Origin of the sequence: Marinoscillum furvescens DSM 4134 (assembly GCF_003386095.1) — a bacterium.
Lineage (GTDB): Bacteria > Bacteroidota > Bacteroidia > Cytophagales > Cyclobacteriaceae > Marinoscillum > Marinoscillum furvescens.
In genome coordinates, this window is record NZ_QREG01000020.1 from 119,129 (window position 1) to 140,673 (window position 21,545).

The 21,545-nt window shown below is 43.8% G+C and carries 15 protein-coding genes; 14 read left to right on the top strand and 1 reads right to left on the bottom strand.

What is annotated here, in order from left to right; genetic code table 11:
- The first annotated feature begins 302 nt into the window (after nucleotides 1–302).
- From C7460_RS18080 to C7460_RS18145, 14 genes are all read left to right on the top strand, one after another.
- Entirely contained in the window at nucleotides 303–914 is a 612-nt protein-coding gene (locus C7460_RS18080) for an RNA polymerase sigma factor (protein ID WP_115869544.1), read from the top strand.
- Nucleotides 915–1,006: 92 nt separating this feature from the next.
- On the top strand, nucleotides 1,007–2,086 hold the full coding sequence (locus C7460_RS18085; RefSeq protein ID WP_115869545.1) for a FecR family protein: 1,080 nt from the start codon (nucleotides 1,007–1,009) through the stop codon (nucleotides 2,084–2,086).
- Between the two features lie 175 nt (nucleotides 2,087–2,261).
- Nucleotides 2,262–5,669, top strand: coding sequence for a TonB-dependent receptor (locus C7460_RS18090; RefSeq protein WP_170148092.1), 3,408 nt, complete (start codon nucleotides 2,262–2,264; stop codon nucleotides 5,667–5,669).
- Between the two features lie 29 nt (nucleotides 5,670–5,698).
- Complete coding sequence (locus tag C7460_RS18095; protein ID WP_115869547.1) at nucleotides 5,699–7,441, top strand: RagB/SusD family nutrient uptake outer membrane protein; 1,743 nt, start codon at nucleotides 5,699–5,701, stop codon at nucleotides 7,439–7,441.
- Between the two features lie 167 nt (nucleotides 7,442–7,608).
- Nucleotides 7,609–9,492: a twin-arginine translocation signal domain-containing protein gene (locus tag C7460_RS18100; protein ID WP_147303018.1), complete on the top strand. Its 1,884-nt coding sequence runs from the start codon at nucleotides 7,609–7,611 to the stop codon at nucleotides 9,490–9,492.
- A 50-nt stretch (nucleotides 9,493–9,542) separates the two neighbouring features.
- Nucleotides 9,543–11,060 carry a sulfatase-like hydrolase/transferase gene (locus tag C7460_RS18105; protein ID WP_115869549.1) on the top strand — a complete coding sequence of 506 codons (1,518 nt, stop codon included), beginning with the start codon at nucleotides 9,543–9,545 and terminating at the stop codon, nucleotides 11,058–11,060.
- Nucleotides 11,061–11,442: 382 nt separating this feature from the next.
- Nucleotides 11,443–12,906, top strand: a complete 1,464-nt coding sequence (locus C7460_RS18110; protein ID WP_115869550.1) for a sulfatase — start codon at nucleotides 11,443–11,445, stop codon at nucleotides 12,904–12,906.
- Nucleotides 12,907–12,997: 91 nt separating this feature from the next.
- Nucleotides 12,998–13,480: a hypothetical protein gene (locus C7460_RS18115; protein WP_115869551.1), complete on the top strand. Its 483-nt coding sequence runs from the start codon at nucleotides 12,998–13,000 to the stop codon at nucleotides 13,478–13,480.
- Between the two features lie 26 nt (nucleotides 13,481–13,506).
- Nucleotides 13,507–14,937 carry a sulfatase family protein gene (locus C7460_RS18120; protein ID WP_115869552.1) on the top strand — a complete coding sequence of 477 codons (1,431 nt, stop codon included), beginning with the start codon at nucleotides 13,507–13,509 and terminating at the stop codon, nucleotides 14,935–14,937.
- A 21-nt stretch (nucleotides 14,938–14,958) separates the two neighbouring features.
- On the top strand, nucleotides 14,959–17,730 hold the full coding sequence (locus C7460_RS18125; RefSeq protein ID WP_115869553.1) for an alpha-L-rhamnosidase: 2,772 nt from the start codon (nucleotides 14,959–14,961) through the stop codon (nucleotides 17,728–17,730).
- Between the two features lie 3 nt (nucleotides 17,731–17,733).
- Complete coding sequence (locus C7460_RS18130; protein ID WP_115869554.1) at nucleotides 17,734–19,761, top strand: sulfatase-like hydrolase/transferase; 2,028 nt, start codon at nucleotides 17,734–17,736, stop codon at nucleotides 19,759–19,761.
- A 39-nt stretch (nucleotides 19,762–19,800) separates the two neighbouring features.
- Nucleotides 19,801–20,004, top strand: a complete 204-nt coding sequence (locus C7460_RS18135) for an RNA polymerase sigma factor (RefSeq protein WP_115869555.1) — start codon at nucleotides 19,801–19,803, stop codon at nucleotides 20,002–20,004.
- A 161-nt stretch (nucleotides 20,005–20,165) separates the two neighbouring features.
- Complete coding sequence (locus C7460_RS18140; protein ID WP_115869556.1) at nucleotides 20,166–20,462, top strand: alkaline phosphatase family protein; 297 nt, start codon at nucleotides 20,166–20,168, stop codon at nucleotides 20,460–20,462.
- 41 nt (nucleotides 20,463–20,503) lie between these two features.
- Nucleotides 20,504–20,755 carry a hypothetical protein gene (locus tag C7460_RS18145; protein WP_115869557.1) on the top strand — a complete coding sequence of 84 codons (252 nt, stop codon included), beginning with the start codon at nucleotides 20,504–20,506 and terminating at the stop codon, nucleotides 20,753–20,755.
- 241 nt (nucleotides 20,756–20,996) lie between these two features.
- On the opposite strand, the gene istB is transcribed toward C7460_RS18145, so the two are convergent.
- On the bottom strand, nucleotides 20,997–21,545 hold a 549-nt coding region (istB, locus tag C7460_RS18150; protein ID WP_115869559.1), incomplete at its 5' end, for an IS21-like element helper ATPase IstB.

Consider the following 21,545-nt stretch of genomic DNA (forward strand, 5'->3'; position numbering starts at 1 on the left):
ATATGATGAGATACCTACTGCTGCCCCTTTTCAAAAGTTTGCAGATGTTGCTTTCTGTTGCATTGTTGAGCGAGATGCCTACTGCTTTTAGTCCCTATCGCTCTCTCAGAGAGATGGTTTCCTGATCACCGCTCTGGAGGTTGCCTATTCAACACTCGTTAGAAAACTCTATATTGGTACATTCTGATAACAGTTGGTGATAGTAGGAACAGGTCTTATTAGGTAACAGGTCGTCTTATTTTTTAATTCATTCCATTTTATGCATCATTTGATCAAGGTATTTTAACCCGGGCTACTTTTTTATGAAAAGCAAATCACTCATATCGGGCAATGAGAGTAAAAGTAAATCTTTAGTATGGGCACAGTTTCGTAAGGGAGATATTGCTGCTTTGGAGGTGCTTTATGACACTTATATCGATGATTTATTTGCCTATGGGATGAAGCTGACCAAAGATGAAGATTTGGTGCAGGATGCTATTCATGACCTTTTTGTGGAGCTTTATAAGTACCGATCCAAGCTTAGCGACACTACCAATGTAAAGTTCTATTTACTGGGAGCTCTGAAGAAAAAGCTCTCCCGATCTAGCAAGCTACAGACAGTACCACTAAACGACGCAATACTTAGCAATAGGGATACTGACCGTGAAATCACCATGTCTATTGAAGACAGTATTGTGGCAGCAGAAGAAAATTCTGAAAAGTTTCGACGACTGGAAAAGGCCATGCTTGTACTGACCGATACACAGCGCAAAGGACTTACCTTGAAAGTGTTTGAAAACAAGGCATACAGTGAAATTGCGCAGATTATGGGGGTAAGCGAAGCGTCGGCTCGTACTACCGTTTATCGGGCGCTTAAGGCTATTCGTAAATCCTACATTTTTGCGATTTTGACGATAAAGCATCTGCTTTTTTGAAAAAAATCGAAATTTTATTGTCTATAAAGTAGGTGTTTTTGTCATTTTCTTTTGAGGCCCCTAAAGTCACGGGCTGTGGATAAAGAAAAGTTATGAACGAAAAGGGTTCCTACGGAACAAACCGACTGTCTGAAGAAGACAAAACACAGTTAAAAAACCGAATCATACGTTCGGCAAGAATCATTCGGCAAAACGAAAAGCAAAAAAAGTATTGGGCTATTGCAGCTTCTATTGCCTTGCTACTTGGTGCATTTTGGATGTATCAGCTGACTACTCAAAAGGAAGGCAATGAGCTGATGAACTACGCTCAGCGCATGTCTACTGTAGACATGCGAAACGTACAGCAAGTGACCATTCGACTAGAGGACGGCAAAGATGTATCAGTTGATGGAGATTCGGTCTCCATTGCTTATTCGTCTTCAGGGGAGCAAATCGCTGTGGGTACGAAAGAAGCGGTTCGTCAAAAGTGCAATAAAGGTGCTGATGTAGGCTTTAACGAGCTCGTGGTGCCATTTGGCAAAAGGTCTCAAGTGTCACTGTCCGATGGTACCCGCGTATGGGTGAATGCAGGCAGTAGGTTGATTTACCCCATAGCTTTTAATGGAGACCTGAGAGAGGTTTACCTGGAAGGAGAGGCTGTGTTTGATGTGTCACATCATGCAGAAAAACCCTTCATAGTGCAAACTCAAAATCAACATATCCGGGTGCTAGGAACGGTTTTTAATGTGCAGAGCTACCCCAGTGAGCAGCACCAGTTTGTGGTACTAAAAAGTGGGTCGATCAGTCTGTCTCATAAGAAGAAAATAGGCGGGAAGCCAAAGAAGGAAATGTTGGTAGCACCTGGCACCAAAGTAAATCTGGATAGAGAATCTTTCAAAGTAACCTCATCCGCTGTAGATGTAGCTGATTATTTCTCCTGGATGGAAGGCGTGCTCATATTGCACAACAATGACCTTTCATACATCATGAACCAACTCTCACGGTATTACAATGTGGACATATTCATAGCTGATGAAGAGTTGAGCCATGAGACCTTTTCAGGAAGACTAGACCTCAAAGATGACATCCTCAATGTGGTAGATATCATTAAGCACGGGTCGGATATCGACTATCAGCTTTCAAAAAACAATCAAATAATCATTCGAAAACTAAAACAACAACCTATGAAGTAAACCTGGAACTAAAAATGAAGCCAGAAAATGCGCTAACATCTTCTGGCCGTCAATTTATCATGCCGTTGGCGAACGGCACAATCATTAATCTATACACAAAAATATGAAGAAACTATTTGTTACCTGTTGCATAGGGCAGGGAAAGTATGCCCTATGGAACCCAATATTCGCAATCATGAGAATATTTGTACTGATTTTGTTTGTTGGCTTGAGTGTTGCCAGTGCGAGCAGCACGGATGCACAAGTCAAAATGGACATTAGGATGAATCGGGTTTCGCTGGTTCAGCTTTTTGATGAAATAGAAGCCAAAAGTGAGTACATCTTCTTTTATAAAGATGGCGTTTTGGATCAGGATGTAAAGGTATCGGTAAAGAAAACCAGGGCCACAATCACTGAAGTGTTGGATGAGGCCCTCGCTGAATCCGGATTAGAATATGTGCTTTTTGATAGGCAGGTGGTAGTGAAACTAAAGCCCCAAACTCCAAAGGCCAGTTCGCTATCAGGTGTGCAGGCGGTGGAGCTTACAGTAAGTGGTACAGTTTACGACGAAAACGGTGAGTCGCTACCAGGGGCCACAGTCATTGAAAAAGGCACAACCAATGGCACCATTACAGACCTGGAAGGTAAGTATCAACTGAGGGTAGCAGGACCATCCTCTGTGTTGCAAATTTCCTTTGTTGGATATAGTGTCACCGAAGTAGAGGTAGGCGACCAGACGAACTTTGAGACATCTCTAACTCCCGATGTGGAGGCCCTCAATGAGGTAGTGGTTGTAGGCTATGGTGAGAAAAGCAAAGAGTCAGTTACCGGTGCCATTGAAGTGGTAAAAGGTAAGGAAGTTTTTGAAAGCCGGGCGGTTACTAATCCTGCACTGGCACTACAGGGACAGACTCCAGGGATTACGGTTACACGTGGTTCGGCACGTCCTGGCAATGAAGATATCAATTTGCAAATACGTGGATTCGCATCCATCAATCAGGATCCTCCATTGATTTTGATAGACAATGTTCCTGTTCTGAATGCACGTGAGTTTTACAACATGAACCCAGATGACATTGAAAGCATCAGTGTACTCAAAGATGCCGCTACGGCTATTTACGGCGCTAGAGGGGCCAATGGAGTCATTCTTGTGACTACCAAAAAAGGTACCGTGGGTGATCTTAAGGTCAACTATTCCGGGAATTTCAGAATGCAGCGCATAGGGCTGACGCCAAAGGCCGCCAATATGAGGCAATACGGCAGACTATGGCTTGAAGCTAACGAGGAAATGCCCGAAGAAGGGCGCAACTATTGGGGCTGGGGTACGGCCGAACAGGTACAGCTCCTCGCTGATGGCTATGAAGGCTACATGACAGACGTCTATGTAGGCTGGGCAGGCATGTATGTAAAAGATGTAGACCGCATAGACGAATTTTATGGCAATGCCTACTCACAGCAGCATAACATAAGTGTTTCTGGTGGAAACGAATCCACCAGGTATCGCATCTCTGGACTCTTTTCCGATGATGTAGGTGCGCTGAAACTCGCGTATGATGGACAAAAGCAGTATAACCTAAGGTTCAATTTTAACCATGAGTTGTCAGATAAGGTGAGTCTTAGTTCGGGTATTACTTACCAGAAAAGAATTCGCTCGAGTCCGTCAAACGGTGTGGGGGGAAGAGCTTTTCAGCAAAATCCCTGGATTTTCCCCAGTATCAATCCTCAAGGGCAGTACGTAGCTCATTTTGGCATCATAGGCTCTGAAAATTTCCGGGCCAGTGTAGAGTCTGGCGGTAGAGCCAAACTGGATGAAGATTTAATCAAAACCAACCTGGGGCTAACGGCAGAGCTTGTAGAAGGTCTGAACCTGGAGCTCACAGGCTCTTACAACAGACGGCTGGCCAGCACTGATACCACCAATATAGACCTACCACTCTACGATTGGGATGGAAATTTTGCCAATTACACCAGTCAGATCAAAGAGGGAATTACAGATTCTTATGAAGAAAACGACTACCTCAACTACGGAGCGTATTTAGCCTATCAGAAGACCATCGGAAAGCACAACTTGAGCGCCAAAGTGGGAGTAACCGGTGATTACTCACGTACAGAAGGAAACTCCATCACAAGAAATGGTTTTTGGGAGGATTTTGGAGTGTATGATCTAAATGTGGCACCTGAGACCAACGTAAAAACGAGTGGAGGATCTACGCACTGGGGACTGTATGCATACCTTACGCGATTGGCCTATGACTACAAAGGAAAATACCTGTTTGATGTGGTGGCCAGAAGAGATGTCTCTTCCAGATTTGCCAAGGGGTACAAAGGAGTGAACTATGGTGGTTTTTCAGCTGGTTGGATCGTGTCAGATGAGTCATTCTTAAAAGATGTATCGTTTCTCAACTTTTTGAAGCTCAAAGGAAGCTATGGAGAAACGGGTAATCAGTCTGGGATCAATGAGTTTTCCTACTTGTCTACGGTAAATTACAGCACGCGTATTTTCGGCGTAAGTCCGGCACTTCATCGAGCTGCAGGAATACCACGTATCATAGATCCTACAGTGACCTGGGAGCGAATCAATATCGCCAATGTAGGTATGGAGTTTAGTCTGCTCGACTACAAACTCAATGGTAGCTTTGACTTCTACACCAGAAACAACAATGAGATGTTGCTGTCTGTACAATACGGATCGGTAATGGGAAATGGAGGCACAGGCCCCCTTACTAACTCCGGCGACCTGAAAGGACATGGCTGGGAAGCTGTCTTGGGCTGGAAAGATCAGGTGGGAGAGGTTACTTACTCGGTATCAGCTAATGTCAGCGATAACAGAAACCAGATTGTCAGACTGGATGGTGCGAATATCCCCGTTTTGAATACACAGGGTATCAATATTGAGGGCTACCCCATCGGAGCGCTGTTTCTATGGGAAAATGACGGATTTTTCGAGTCACAAGAAGAAGTAAACGAATTTTACAACACCTACACCGGGCAATTCCCTAAGCAGGGCAATACTGGCTTGCGCCCTGGAGATGTAGTAAAAGTGGATCGAAATAATGATGGAGTCATTAGCACCGAAAATGGTGAAGATCTAAAATACGTTGGGGAACTCTCACCTCATTATAATTTTGGTGTCAACCTGGGAGCTTCATGGAATGGGTTTGACTTTCAAGCCACTTTTCAGGGAGTGTTAGATCAAAACATTTACCGGCAAGAAGGCAATCTGTCTGCACCTTTTGCAGGGAGTAGGTTTGCCAACCAAACAGCTGCATTTTTGGGTAAAACCTGGAGAGAAGATAACCAGGATGCTGCCTATCCACGGCTGACATGGAATACTGAACTGGCCAGACACAATTGGCATGATAACGAGTGGTTTTTACAGAACAATCGATACATGAGGTTGAAAACACTCGTGATCGGTTACACATTGCCAGTGGCACTTACCCAAAAGGCAGCAATAGACAAGGCAAGAGTTTACTTCTCTGGAAATGACCTTTTTGAGTTTACTGCTGTAAGAGATGGGTATGATCCTGAAAGCAGAGGAAACTCCAGCGAGATCTATCCTTTCCTTAGAACTTACTCGCTTGGTCTGGATTTGACCTTTTGATCACTCTATCAACATTTAAAGAAACAGACATGAAAAAATTAATATATGCTTTTATTGCCTCGTTCATGTTGATGGCATGCGAGAGCGATTTCACGGAGTTGGAAATCTTAGACGAACTTACCGATCAGACATTTTACGCCAGCCCGACTCACTTCGAGTTGGCAGCAAACCTCCTGTATGACGGGATGCATGGTTGGGGTGCTGCAGATGAGTTTAAAGATTATGGGTCAGATCTAGTATCTATACCCCAGCTATATACCCAGGGAAATGTAGTGGCTCCCGAATCTGACGAGCTGTGGAATGAAGGATATGATGATCTACGAGATATAAACATGCTCATCGAGAGTGCTGCCGAGTATACCGGTGATCCGGTAGAAATCGCTGCTTCTGTTGGGACAGCTCACTTTTTTAGGGCTTATGAGTACTTTACCCTCATGAGGCGGTTTGGTGGTGTGCCACTAATTACTACAGTAATTAGCCCTACTTCTCCTCCAGAGTTGTTTAAAACACCGCGTAGCAGCCGGTATGAAGTACTAAGCCTGATATTATCCGATTTGGATGAGGCGATTGCTAATTGTCCGCCCTCAGTAGGAGACGCAGATCTGGGTAAAATTACCAGTATGGCTGCCAAGGCCTATAAGTCTAAAGTATTGCTATATGCGGCTACCTGGGATAGGTATGTAGGTACTGCTACTGATGGTGATGGTGTCAATGCGGGCGCCGGATCGGCAAAGCCGGCCGAATACCCAACTGTAGAAGCGATGTTGACAGAGGCTGTAGCGCTGGCCAAAGAAGTGATGGACGATGGAGGCTACCAGTTATGGGATTACAAGTTTGATGAAATAAACTCCACTTTTTATCTGCATCAGTTGGAGGATGCCGGATCCAATCCGCTAGGACTCGACAAATCAACCAACAGAGAGTTTATAATCCAAAATGTTTATGATTTCGATCTTCGACCTGGTGATGAGAATTTTGCGAGATTCGAAAGCCGTATGGCGCCAAACCGAAAGTCAATGGATATGTTTTTGTGTACCGATGGACTTCCGATAGATAAGAGCCCGCTTTTTCAGGGCTACCATACGATGTGGGACGAGCTGCAAAACAGAGATTTTCGAATGATCGGGTACTTTTATAACGTGCCAGAAGGTGGATCGCCGCTACTCAATGTAGGTCCCAGTGACTCAGGTGCAGGTATTGGTATTCGAAATCGAAAGTTTAAATCATGGAATGGTTATAGGCCTAACACCAGGCATGCCCAAAATTATTCAATTCTGCGCTTGGCAGAAGTGTATTTGACGTATGCTGAAGCGCTGTATGAGCTTAATGGTTCCATTTCTGATGCGCAGCTGGATGAATCAATCAACCTCACTCGGGCAAGAGCAGGAATAGCACCACTTACCAATAGTCTGGCCACTACACACGGGTTGGATATATTGGAGGAAATTAGAAGAGAACGAGCGCTGGAGTTGTACTGCGAAAATACCCGCATTCACGACGTAAAACGCTGGGGAATTGCTGATGAAGTATTCCAGGAAGAGGTTTACGGTGCAGTGATAGAGGGAACCATTTATGAAGGTAACGACGATTTGTATATTCCTACAATCTATCCTTTTGGTGAGAAAACCATCACCGTAGGTACAGGTGAGCAGCGTAGGGTAATAGTGAGAGATGGTGCCTCTAACCGAAATTTCACGATGACTCATTACCTGGCGCCAATTCCAATAAGTCAAATTTCGTTGACAGGTATATTGCAAAACCCAGGTTACTAATAGTGTAACTGCATGGTCCCAGACCAGGGACCATGCAGTAGACTAACATTTGTTAAGTAAAACACAATGAGGCTTGAGATGCTTCCTGTGTGTTTATTAAAAACGTTATTAGCAAATAATGATTGAATGCACAGCAATCAGATTCCTCAACCATAATCAATAATCGAATGTTGAATTCCGAATCAAGAAGAAATTTTTTAAAGAAGACTGCAATAGCCACAGCTGGATTTTCAGTAGGAATAACCACACTAAGTACTGCATGTAGGCAAAAAGTACTCGGAGGAAAATCTTTCGAAGTACTAAGAAACGGCCGTACGTTATCCTTTCAACTACCTATAGAAAAAGACCTTTCACATATTGAGGTTAGGCTTTTTAGTAAGGCTAATGAATACATCTTCGAATATGATGATGTGTCACCACACGCGCCTGATGTTGAAAACGAACAGACGAAAGACGTCTGGATGCCAGGGTTTGATGAAGCAGCGGAAGCTCGCCGAAAATCTAGTCAGGAGCAGCGGTTCCCGGTGGTTGATCTGGCCATTAAGCCGGATATGAGTGCAGTGATAGAGATGGATATTCAAGAGCCAGGTACCTATCGCATTAATGACCAGGACATCAAGCCTCTTACTGATCAAATCCGAATACCTTATCAAAAGGTGGATCACTGGGCAAACTCCTTTTACATCGACCCTAAAACCAATTCCATCAAGCATTTTTATTTAGCTGCACAAATTGCGGTAGTTAATTCAAAAGTGAGTTTTCAGATTGAGACCCTCAGAGATGATTGGGTAGGGGCTATTTCTATACATGACCCCAGGAATGGTGAGATGCTGGCTAGTTCGGAGGTGACCTGGGAGACAGAGCTACCGGATATTTCTACGGGCAAGGGAGTGACACGTGAACGCATGGTTGCAGCCTTGTCTTTAGCGTCAGATTTTTTACTCAATTGCCAATACAAAAACCCAAACAGCAAAGCTTTTGGTGGAGAGTATTTGCTGTATGACCTCACAGCACGCACTCGTATGCGGCCATTCTGGTCTTGGGCATGGGGGCCCTCTGCGAAAGTTTTGTTTGAAGCTGCTGATATTGAAGGTGTAAGCACTTCTGTGAGCAATAGCCAGCTCAAACAAAGGGCAGAGGAACTAATGCAGCTGACATTGGACTTGCAGGTTTTGGATAAAGACAGCCCTGCTTATGGCATTATTCAGACCAGCGCACATGAAGCTAGTACGGTGGATAGTCTGTTCCTTGTCGGCTGGGGATGGATGTCACTTTATAAGGAAACGAAAAACCCCAAATACATTGAGGCGGGTAAGAAATTAGCTGATGCAGCCAATCGGCTGATGGATGAACATGACGATGTGTGGATTCCCCAGGCCTATCTTTTTGAGGAGGACCGCTGGAAAGATATCATGAGCTTTGAGAGCTCTATGGGATTGCCTGGTCTTGCAGCGTTGTACTTGGCCACCGGTGATGATTATTTCAAAAAAACTACCATTCGGATGGCCGATTTATTGATCAGAGCATTTGAAAATGAAGAAGGTCTGTGGGGAGTATTTTTTAGAAGCAAGACCATGAAAACCGATGAAGTAAACTACTGGACGAAGGCCTTTGGGTATATAGCAGACGGCTTGATAGAAGCGCATAGAGCTGCACCAGAGAAGGGATACCTGGCTAAAGCAATGGTTATAGCCGACAGGATCCTCGCTACGCAGGCAGCCGATGGGTCCCTGTCTGTTCGTTTTGACCGGTCACCTCAGTATGTGGGCATTGGCGATAAAGCCACGGCTATTTGGGGAGCACTGTATCTGCGGCTTTACAAAATGGTTGGAGATAAGAAATACTATACTGCCGGCATGAAGGCTATCGAATGGTGTATGGATCACCAATATGTAGGTGACGATACCGCTGCCCGGGGTGGGATTGTAGGTCGGTCATGGCCCTCAGGGATCAACTTCCGCCATTGGTATGATGTAGTGGTGACCTACACAGTTTCATTCTTTGGGAGTGCGCTGTTAGAAGCCTTAAGTCTTGACGAATGGAAGGAGTAAGTTTTGGTTTAGTCGCAGGTAGTTAAGTATAAATTAAAAAAGAGAAGCAAATGATCATTTTACGTTTGTTAGGCGTGCTTGTTTTTTCAATAACCTTTTGCGCTGGACAGGGACAGGAGTTGAAAGAGAAGCCAAACATTGTCATCATTCTTGCGGATGATTTGGGTTACGGTGATATCTCGTGTTACAATCCGGACTCTAAGATTCAAACGCCGGCTATTGATGCACTGGCAGCTCAGGGAGTACAGTTTACAGATGCTCACACGAATTCATCGGTGTGTACACCTACGAGGTATGGCATGCTCACTGGGAGGTATTGCTGGCGGACACGATTGAAGGAGTCTGTACTCTACGGATACGATAAAGCACTGATTTCACCAAAACGTGAGACCATTGCTTCCTTGCTCCGTCAGGAAGGGTATCAAACGGCGGCAATTGGTAAGTGGCATTTGGGGTGGGATTGGCACAACGTGGATGCAGGGCCGGATAGTATTGATTTTTCCAGACCTGTAGCAAACGGTCCAACCACTGTTGGCTTTGACTACTTTTATGGAATTATTGGCTCATTGAGCATGCCGCCTTATGTGTGGGTAGAAAATGAAATGCCTACAAAGGTGCCGTCAGACAGGACGGTCAGTAAGAAAAAACAATCCATCTGGCTGGAGGGGGAAATTGCAAGTGATTTTGTTCATGAAGAAGTGCTACCTGAAATCGAATCCCGTGCAGTAAACTACATCAGGGAGCATGCTACGAAAAAGGAGCCTTTCTTTTTGTACCTACCGCTTACAGCACCACACAACCCAATATTGCCATCTCCCGAATACCAGGGGATGTCTGGGTTAGATAACCCCTATCCAGACTTTGTGATGATGTGTGATGGGTTGGTAGCGCGTGTTGTTCGAGTTTTAAAAGACCAGGGAGTTTATGAAAACACTTTGTTGGTATTTCTGAGTGACAATGGCTGCTCCAATCAGGCTGATTTTGAACAGCTAGCAAGCAAAGGACATTTTCCTAGTTACATCTACCGTGGCTTCAAATCAGACTTGTACGAAGGAGGGCATAGAGTGCCTTTTATCGTGAGCTGGCCGAAGCGAATACAGGCAGCACAGTCGAGCCACCTGGTGAGCACCACAGATTTTATGGCCACATTTGCCGATTTATTTGAAGTAGAATTGGCTGAAGATGCAGGTGAGGACAGCTATAGTTTTTTGCAGTCTTTGAGACTACCTTCTGAGTCTCCATTGAGGGAAAGTCTGGTAATGCATTCTTATGATGGATCTTTTGCCTATCGTCAAGGGCGATATAAAGTATTGTTGACTTCCAGTTCGGGAGGGTGGAGTTTTCCAAGGTCCGGCTCAGACACTGCAGAAAGCATGCCTGACGTCCAGTTATATGACCTTCATGCTGACCCGGAAGAAAAATACAATCTGCAGAGTCAGGAAAAAGAATTGGTAGAGCAGCTGAAGAAAGAGCTCGCTCAGGTGGTGCGGTCTGGAAGGAGTACAAAGGGTGCTCCACAAAAAAACGATGGACCAGATTACTGGCCACAGCTCCACTGGATGCCATAACTGCTAAAGGTGCAAATGGGCAAGTTAAACGGAGCAAGGAGTATCAAGCGTAAAAAATTGGATTAATCATAAGCGATTCTGGTCAATGGCTTATACCAGCAATGGATGCTGCCCTATGGGTTACCGCTGACTCTAATTTAGGAGCGAAGTAGTATCAATTAGTGAAGGGGAAGAGTCGAATAGTCTCAATAGACGCTTGACAGTAAAGTCAACTTGGTAAGGCCTAACTACGCGCCGGAAGAAAAGAGTGATTTTCCTTTCTTTTTTTAGATCGATGTAGGTTTCTTCGTTTTTTGAGCTCGTGAGCACATTAAGGTACAGGAGGGTTCTGTTGTTTGAGTAGAATACATTTACAAACAACTTTACTCTATTTATACCACTTATGAGGCTTTCAAGTCCTTCTTTGTTAACATTGATTTTTGTGGCATTTGCTATTGCATATTTGTTTTATAGCAATCATAAAACTGAACCACAGAAAGTAAATATCCTCTTCATTACAGTAGATGATCTCAATGACTGGATTGGTGTATTGGGAGGACACCCTCAGGCAAAGACACCTAATATTGACAGGTTGGCTAATTCTGGCATTTTATTTAGCAATGCACATTGTCAGTCACCCGTGTGTAATCCCTCCAGAGCGAGTATGATGACTTCACTTTATCCGAGCACCACTGGAATTTATTTCTTAAACCCCGATATTATCGATTCTCCTGTGGCTCGCGAAAGTGTCGTGATGCCAAGACGTTTTGAGAAGGAGGGTTATCATGTGAATGGTGTTGGGAAATTATTCCATAATGCGCCGGGTATCAATGAAAGGCACGTTCCAAACTATGCCGGCCATCTTGGGGGATTTGGGCCTATGCCTGAGGAAAAGATAAGCTCATTCCCTGGGCACCCTTTATGGGACTGGGGTGCGTACCCGGACAATGACAGCCAAATGCCGGATTTTAAAATAGCCAGTTGGGTAGAGCATAACCTTTCCGAAACGCTCAGCGAGCCCTTCTGGATGGGGGTTGGTTTTTTCAGGCCTCATGTACCGCAGTTCGTGCCACAAAAGTGGTTTGATATGTACCCATTAGAAACTTTGGAAATGCCAAAAACAATATCTGGGGACCTGAATGATATTTCACAATATGGAGTGGACATCACCAGACGAAAACATGTATCACCCACCCATGAGTGGGTGATGGAAAACGATGAATGGAAACCTCTTGTTCAGTCTTATTTGGCTTGTGTAAGCTTTGTAGATGCACAGATAGGTCGTGTGTTGGATGTGCTAGAACAAAGTTCTTGTGCCGAAAATACCATCGTTGTTCTGGTCAGTGATCATGGCTTTCATCTGGGGGAGAAAGAGCGTCATGCTAAGCGTAGCCTGTGGCAAGATGGAACCAGGGTGCCAATGATAATCGCCGGGCCTGGAATCCCTGGTGGTCAGGTTTGTACTAAACCCGTCCAGCTGCTAGATATTTACCCAACACTTTTGGATTTGGCCAATATTGATCCCGATCCGCATCACGAAGGACATTCGCTTGTGCCTTTGCTTCAAGACACTCAGGCTGACTGGGATCATTATTCCAGGGTTTGTTTTGGGCCGGGAAACTTCGCTATCGTATCCGAGCACTTCAGGTTGATCCAGTACAAGGATGGTTCAGAGGAATTTTATGATCATAGAATTGATCCTCACGAGTGGGTAAATGTGATTGAAAATACTGAATATCAAGATATTATTTCAACGCACAGGAGCCAGATACCTGCAGATAGATACCCCATCCTTGGAGATGGTTCAACGGGGCATGAGGCGTTTCAGGCGGCAGAGGAAAATGTTCTGACACAATCGATTGAATAAAACTGAATAGAAAAATGAAGAAACCTAGTGCTTATTCATTCTACCTGATACTGATTACCTGGCGACCCGATTCCCCAATGGTGCCACGACATTGGTTCGTCATTATAAAAACCACCGAGAAACCTGGCCCGGAGGTTTCTCTAGAAATGAAGAAGACGCAAAAGTACTGGCTGAAAACCCACTGCCCCCAGCTGGAATTGATGTGAAGAACTACAAAGTAAACGGACATGAAATAGACTTTAATGGACACTTGAAAATGGCTTTCAGGACCGATAGTCATAATCAATTGGTAGCATTCGAAGGGCACCAATGTGAAGGTGTGACCGTGGATGGTGTCACTTATACATTTTCCGAGGCACCAATCGAAACCATAGCATTCAATCAATCCGCCAATTCTTATGAGATTTTAGTGGTAGGGAAGGGCAAGGTTTCTATTCCTGTTTTGCTCAAGACCAAAAAAACATTTCGACTTTACGATCAAAACAACAAAAGGCTGAAATATACCATGAATGGGAATCAGATAAAATTTGAGGTAAACGCAAAAACCTCTGGTAAGTGGCTGACTTTAAAATAAGATGAATTTTTAATATCAATAGGACTATGAAAACTTCACTTTCAATTTTTTTACTCTTCTTGACTTCCATGGTACTTGCCCAAACCAGGCCCAATATCATCGTCATATTCACTGACGACCAGGGCTATGCAGACCTAGGGGTACAGGGGAGTGTCAATGATATCAAAACCCCAAATCTCGACGCACTCGCAACTAATGGCGTGCGGATGACGTCTGGTTATGTCACGGCTCCACAGTGTATCCCATCCCGGGCGGGATTGATGACTGGGCGCTACCAGCAGCGCTTTGGAACAGATCATAACGGCACCATTCCTGTTCCTCTGGAGGAAATACTCATTTCTCAAAGAATGTCCGACGCTGGCTATGTAACCGGCATGACTGGCAAGTGGCATTTGGAACCAAACCATCAACAGCCGGAATGGATCAGGGAAAACATCCCTGCGATCAGGGATAAGAACAAGTATACCCCAAGGGACATTCCAAGAGATAAGAAAATGCCCTACTTCCCTCCAGCTCGCGGCTTTCAGGAATATTACTATGGGCCTATGTACAATATTTTGGCGAATTATGATTTGCATGGAAACGATATTGAACAGCAATGGATTGAAGAGAGTGGGTTTAGACTCGACAACCAGACCAATGCAGCTGTAACCTTCATAGAACGAAACAAAGACAAGCCGTTTTTCTTTTACCTGCCTTATTTTGCCCCTCATGTTCCGCTAGAGGCGACAGAAAAATACCTAAGTCGATTTCCAGGTGATATGCCCGAACGCAGAAGATATTGCCTGGCCATGATGGCTGCCATCGACGATGGAGTAGGAAAGATCACAGAAACATTGAAGGCAAATGGAATTTATGAAAACACCCTGATCTTCTTTATAAGTGACAATGGCGCTCCACTGAAAATCGATAAAAAAGACATTCCACTTACACACAAAGGTGGCGCATGGGACGGCTCTCTCAATGACCCTTGGGTTGGGGAAAAAGGGATGATCTCTGAAGGTGGCATCCGGGTGCCTTTCCTGATGTCCTGGCCGGCAGTGTTGCCGAAAGGAAAGGTGTATGATCGTCCGGTCATCTCTTTGGATATGGCTGCTACAGCTGTAGAACTGGCTAGTGGATCTAAACCTAAGGAACTCGACGGAACCAATCTGATCCCATTTTTGACAGGAGAGAAAGAAGGTGACCCACATGAAGCCCTTTATTGGCGGTTTTGGGATCAGGCAGCTATCCGGGAAGGAAACTTCAAGTACCTGTCAGCTGGAGAGCGCGAGTTCTTGTTTGATGTGTCAACAGAAGAACATGAAACTAAAAATTTGATTGATGAGTACCCCAAAAAGGCAAAATCGCTGAGAAAAAAACTCGATTCCTGGGCTAAAGAACTAAAAAACCCGGGAATTCCTGAAGGACCAATTGGTAGTGAGAAGAGATGGTATGACCACTATTTTCAATTCTAAAAAACCTACAAAATCCGTACAATGAAATTAATTTTTTCCATATCTCTTAGTATTCTGTTTTTTACTCTTCTTATGATCGGTTGTAAACCTGAACCGGTTTCTTTGATTGAGGTTTCTGAGCTGAATGTCAGTTTTGTGCAAAATGTAGATGATTTCCCGAGAATAAGCTGGAAGGTCAAATCTGATGAATCAGGATATATGCAATCATCCTTTCACCTGTTGGTATCAGACAACCAAAAGGGTATAGATGCAGAACAAGGCAATGTTTGGGATTCTGAAAAGAAAGAAAGCGGTCAGTCTGCAATTCAGAAGTTTTCCGATATCAAAATCAGGTCTGGTGAAGATTACTTTTTCAAAGTCAAAGTTTGGGATACTGCAGGTATTGAGAGCAACTGGAGTAAGGTTGTGAAGGTTACTGCTCCCATCCATTACCCCGAGGACTGGAAAGGAAAATGGATTACATATGATTATGACCCCAAGGCACCCTTACCCATTTTTAGAAAGCTGTTCAGCAGAGCATCAGGTGATGTTAACAGGGTACGCCTTTTTATCGCAGGGCCTGGTTTTTATGAAGCTTACCTAAATGGTAAAAAAATAGGAAAAAACGTGCTTGATCCCGGTCAAACCAACTATGAGGACTACACTTTCTATACTGCCTATGACATTGACCCAACGGAGATTGAGAATGAAAACGTCCTGGGTGTAATGCTGGGAAATGGCTGGTACAATCAAAACCAGGTGTGGAAAGCACCAAATCAGGAATATTCCAGGATGGCCTACGGACAACCCACATTTATTGCACAATTGGTCATTGACTATTCAAATGGCAGCCGTGAGGTGCTGGCAAGTGACGAGTCATGGAGTTGGACAAATGGCCCAATTATGTATTCCAATATCTATGGAGGAGAGACCTACGATGCTACCAGGGAGGTGGATGATTGGCTATCGCCTTATGCATCAACAGAGAACTGGAATAGTACCCAGCTAGCTGAGAATCACCCTACTGAACTTTTTGAACAATTTGCGGAACCAATTCAGAAAATGGGAACAGTGGATGTGAAGAAAGTCACTGAAGTTGAGGGAGGAAAATACATATTTGATTTTGGACAGAACTTTGCCGGATGGGCAAAACTGAAAATTAACGGACAGAAAGGGCAGGCCATTACCATACGTTTCGCAGAAGAAATTGATTCTATGGGAAACCTTGACCCAACATCCACGGGAGTCCGTGCGACCAAAGTAGTCCAAACCAGCAAATACATTTGCAAGGGCGAGGGCCTTGAAGTCTGGGAACCCAGGTTCACCTATCATGGGTTTCGCTATGCTGAGGTCTCCGGATTAACCGAAAAACCATCGGCAGATTTATTGACGGGAATTGTGGTTTACTCTTCAGTGGAAAGAATTGGAAGTTTTACCAGCTCAGAGGAAAACATCAACAAGCTGCACGACCTGGCCAACTGGACAATTACCAGCAACATCCACAGCATACCGACCGATTGCCCACACAGGGAACGGTGTGGCTGGACAGGCGATGCACATGCTTTAGCTCAATCTCTTCTGTTCAACTATGATGCACCGCGGTTTTTAAAAAAGTACATGTTGGACATGCGATCATCTGCGCGTAATGAAGCAAAGGAACTTTACTTCGGTGAGAGTTTTCATGACAGAAGTATCATTACCAAACCGAAAGGTATTCCTACTATGATCGTTCCCGGTAAAAGAACAAGTGGTACGGCATCTCCTGATTGGGGTACGGCCATGGTCCAGCTGCCCTGGTATCTGTATTTGTACAACGGAGATAAAAGCATCCTGAATGAATTTTATCCTGATATGAAAACCTGGGTGGAGTACATCCATTCGAAAAACATCAATGGGATTATCACGCATGGACTTGGGGATTGGTGTCCTCCTGGTGGTAATTCCAATATCGATTGTGCTGTACCTGTAAGTTCTTCTGCTTTCCATATTTTGGATGTTAGTCTGATGCTGCAAATAGCTAAAGCGTTGGGAAAGACTAAAGATGCTGATGACTTTTCGGATAAATTAAAAATTCTCAAGGAGAGCTTCAATCAGGAGTTTTATGATCCCGGTGCAGGATCTTATGGAAGCCAAACAGGCAATGCCATGGCTCTTGAAATAGGTATTGTACCAGAGGAGAATAAAACCAAAGTTGCCGCTGCAATTGTTAAGAATATTCATGAAGAATTCGATGGATTTCTAAACACAGGGATATTTGGTATTGGACGTGTATTTAAAGTGCTGTGTGAAAATGGATATGAAGAAGAGGTACATCGCCTTTTAAGTAAAAAGGACAATAGAAGTTTTGCAACGATGTGGAAATATTATGATGCGACCACCTTGTGGGAAGTGCTACCGATTGATGAGAATTATGACTATAACATGCTTAATCATCGTTCGCACAGTCACCCGATGCAGGCGGGTTATGATTCCTGGTTTTACTCAGGAATAGCAGGTATAAACCTAAGTGCCAAAGGTCCGGGTTTCAAAAAGATAGTTTTCAAGCCATACCTGACCCAACATTTAGAAGAAGCCAGTGCATCTTACGAATCGCCATATGGAATAATTAAAAGTTCGTGGGAATCACAAGACAATAAGTTTGTTTGGAACTTGAGCATTCCTGAGAATTCATCTGCTGAAATATTGGTGCCTGTATATGGAAAAAGTAAGTCGATTAAAGTGAATGGTAAAGGGCATTCGTATCAAATTGCAAAAGATGGTTTTGCTTATTTGGGGACTTTTACCTCTGGTATTTACAAGATTGAAGCTGAGTAAAACATGAGTAAATCATTGAAAATCATTGCTTATGCCTTGCGGTTTTGTGGGGTTTTACTTTTGTTGAGCGCTTGCTTCAGTTTATTGATAAGTTGTTCAGAGGCATCACAAAGGCCCAATATCCTGTTCATCATGGCCGATGATTTGGGGTACTCCGATCTAAGCTGCTATGGTAGTGAGATACAAACTCCTAACCTCGATAGACTGGCTGATAATGGACTGAAATTTACCCATTATTACACTACACCTATGTGTGTTACATCCCGAGTGGCATTTTTGGCAGGTATGGAGTTTAAAGCAGCAGGTGGTGAGGGCCTTCCCAATGCCACTAGTCTGCCCGTTTTGCTCAGAGATGCCGGGTACTCCACGCACATTGTTGGCAAGAACCATGGTATGACCAATTTCCGAATTGGCGATCCTGATACCGACTATGGGTTTGATCATTTTTATGGGTTCAGCGGAGGTGAGCTGAACAGCTTTACCGGAGAAGGTCGTGTGGAGTGGCAAGATGATGGGCATATTTTTTCCCAGTCAGAATTACCAGAAGATTTTTATACAACCAAGGATTTTACAGACTACTCGATAAGGTACATGAAGGAGGCTATAGATCAGGACAAACCCTTTTTTAGCTTTGTGGCCTACAATGCCCCTCACACGCCACTACATGCCCCTGAAAAAAACGTGCGAAAATACTACGATCCCGCAAAAGGCGTGAATGTCTACAAAGATGGCTGGGAGAAAATGCGGGAGCAGAGGCTTGAAAGGATGAAGCAGCTGGGGATAGTAGATCATTCAGTCGAACTGTCCGATCCGGGTGTGGAAATCCCCGACTGGGAACTACTGCCGGATACCTCATCTAATCCGTGGGATTTGCAAAAGAAATTTGAATATCTCTCTCGTAGTGCCTATGCCGGCATGGTGGATAACATGGATGAAAATATCGGTAGGATAGTAGATTTCCTCAAAGACCCTAACGGCGATGGGAATGAAGAGGATAGTGAGCTTGATAATACAATTATAGTTTTTGTATCGGATAATGGAGGATGTTATGCTGGACTGTACACCAATAGAAATGCTTTGCCATGGAATAAGAATAATGGATGGTTTACAACCAATTACGGTTGGGGTACACTAAGCAATACCCCCTTTCGGTACTACAAGCATGCGAGCCACGAAGGGGCCTTGAGATCTCCTATGATTATCCATTGGCCCGACGGCCTGAAGGTACCAAAAGGAGAATTGAATCGGAACATGCTGAGAATTTGGGATTTGTACCCCACCTTTTTGGAATTGGCACAGACGGAACTTCCTGCAACAGGGGCAGAGAAGAAACCTCTTATGGGTAAGAGCTTTGTGTCATTGTTGAAGGGTGATCATTTTGAGCCAGAAAACTATTTTGTTTTAGCATTTCACCGAACCAGAGGAGTGGTTAAGGATAACTGGAAACTAACGAGCTACTTTGATAGCCCATTTGAACTTTATAATCTGAAAAATGATCCCGTAGAGAACAATGACCTGGCGAAGCAAAACCCTGAAATATATAAGCAACTTATCAAAGAATGGCGAACCTATGCTGAGCATCATGGTTTTGCGGATGACTCAAAATGGAATCGTTCGGTAGGTGATGTGAGACGTGGATGGGGATATGATTTCTTGCCGGCAGGGATTACTGCTACAGTTCCAGTATGTATGTCTGACGAGGTGGCTATTGATGAGAAACTTCAAATCACATTTACAGGAGCACTTGATTTCTCTAACACAGAAGGGAAGAAAATACGCTTACAGAAATATGGAGACTCGACCATTTTGTGGTCAGCTGATCCTGATCAATCCAGCAGGTTCCAGGGAAAAAGAATCATAACCTTTGATGATTTTCCAGTATTGGAACCTGATACACATTATTATATCACCTGGGATACAGGATGGGCTAAATTCAATGATCAGGGAAAAGTAAGACCTATTTCTTATGTCAAAGAAAGTGCTTTTGCATTTCGGTTTAGGACCAAAAAAATAGATAGGAGTTCTATGTGAGATAATTGTCACTAAGTAAGGATAGTTAAATTTCAAAGAATGAAAAGAAAAGGGAAAGATGAAAATATCAAGTTGAAACCGCTTTCAGCAGAGCAGTTCGATAAAGTCTATAATCAGAATTTCGATCACCTTTTTCTTTTTGCGATTTTTATTCCCAAATGTGACGAACTTTCTAAAAACATTATTGCGGAAGTGTTTATGAACCTCTGGAAGAAATGGAATAAGTTTTCAGAAATCAGATAAATTGAATCTTACTTATTTATTGCAGTTAAAAACCAATCTATCAGAGTACTAACCAATGATTATAATAAGAAAGTGACCATTGGATTTGAAAATGCCGTGAAAATGGTTGATCGGGTGAATCCGGAGGAATTACTACCGGAAAAGGAATTGTCCAGTAATTAATGAGACCCTACATACATGCGAGTCACGAAGGAGCCCTGAGATCACTAATGATTATCCATCTGCCGGATGGGCTGAAATTACCAAGAGGTGGCCTGAATAAAGACATGATAAGGATTTGGGACTTGTATCCCACCTTTTTGGAGTTGGCAAAAGCAGAACCACACAAAGCAGGGTTGGATAAGAAACCGCTTATGGGTAAGAGCTTTGTTTCACTCTTGAAGGGTGATGAGTTTGAGCCGGAAAATTATTTTGTGTCAGCGTTTCACCGAACCCGAGGGGTGATTGCGGATGGCTAGAACTCACAAGTTATTTTGACAGTCCTTTTGAGCTTTACAACATGAAGGATGATCCAGTGGAGAACAGAGATTTGGCGAAGGAATCACCTGAAGTCTATGAACGTCTTATCAAGGATTGCGAAGCTTATGCCGAAAAGGATGGCTTTGTCGATGATCCAGAGTGGAACCGCCCAGTAGGAGATACCAAAAGAGGCATGGGGTATGATTTTTTAACAGCTGGACAGAGTATTTTATCAACGACTCTTATTTGCATGTCAGATGCGCTTCGAACGGACGAAAAGTTGCTGTATTGAGTTCAATGGAACGATCGATTTTTCTCAAACTGGTGGAAAAGTGATTCGCCTGCAGAAGTACGGTGATCCCACAATAATATGGTCGGCCGATCCAGATACGTCCAGTGACTATCAAGGGGAAACTAAATTGTTTTCGACGATTTTCCTGAACTGGTACCGGATGGGTATTTCGGTCTAACCGTGCCAGTGATTTCGGCGATATGGTGCCACTCTGAGGAAGGCGTAATTTGTCAATAATTTTTTAAAGTTCTTTAAGTTTTCTCATTGATTCTCCTTTCAGATCGATACGATGAGAAGAGTTGACGAGTCTATCAAGGATAGCATCAGCTATAGTTCCTTCACCAATGATGTCGTACCAAGCAGACACAGGTATTTGCGAGGTGATGATGGTGGATTGTTGCTGATACCTTTCATCGATGATATCGAGCATACTTTCTCTTGCCTGGTTATCCATAGCCTGTAGTCCAAAGTCATCGAGTATAAGTAAGTTGGCCTGAGTGATTTTTTTAAGTTCTTTCAGATAAGTACCGTCAACCTTTGCCAGTTTGAGTTTCTTGAGCATTCTGCCTGTATTTTGGTAGAGTACTTTAAACTCCCTAATGCAGGCCTGATGACCCAGTGCCTGACTCATAAAGCTTTTACCTAAACCAGATGGTCCTGTGATGATTACGTTTTCTTTTTTGGCTATAAAATCGAGCGTAGCAAGTCGCTGGAACATGTTTTTATCCAGGTTACGTTGCTGGGAGTAATTAATCTCTTCCAGTGTAGTTCGTTGCTTAAAGTGGGCTTG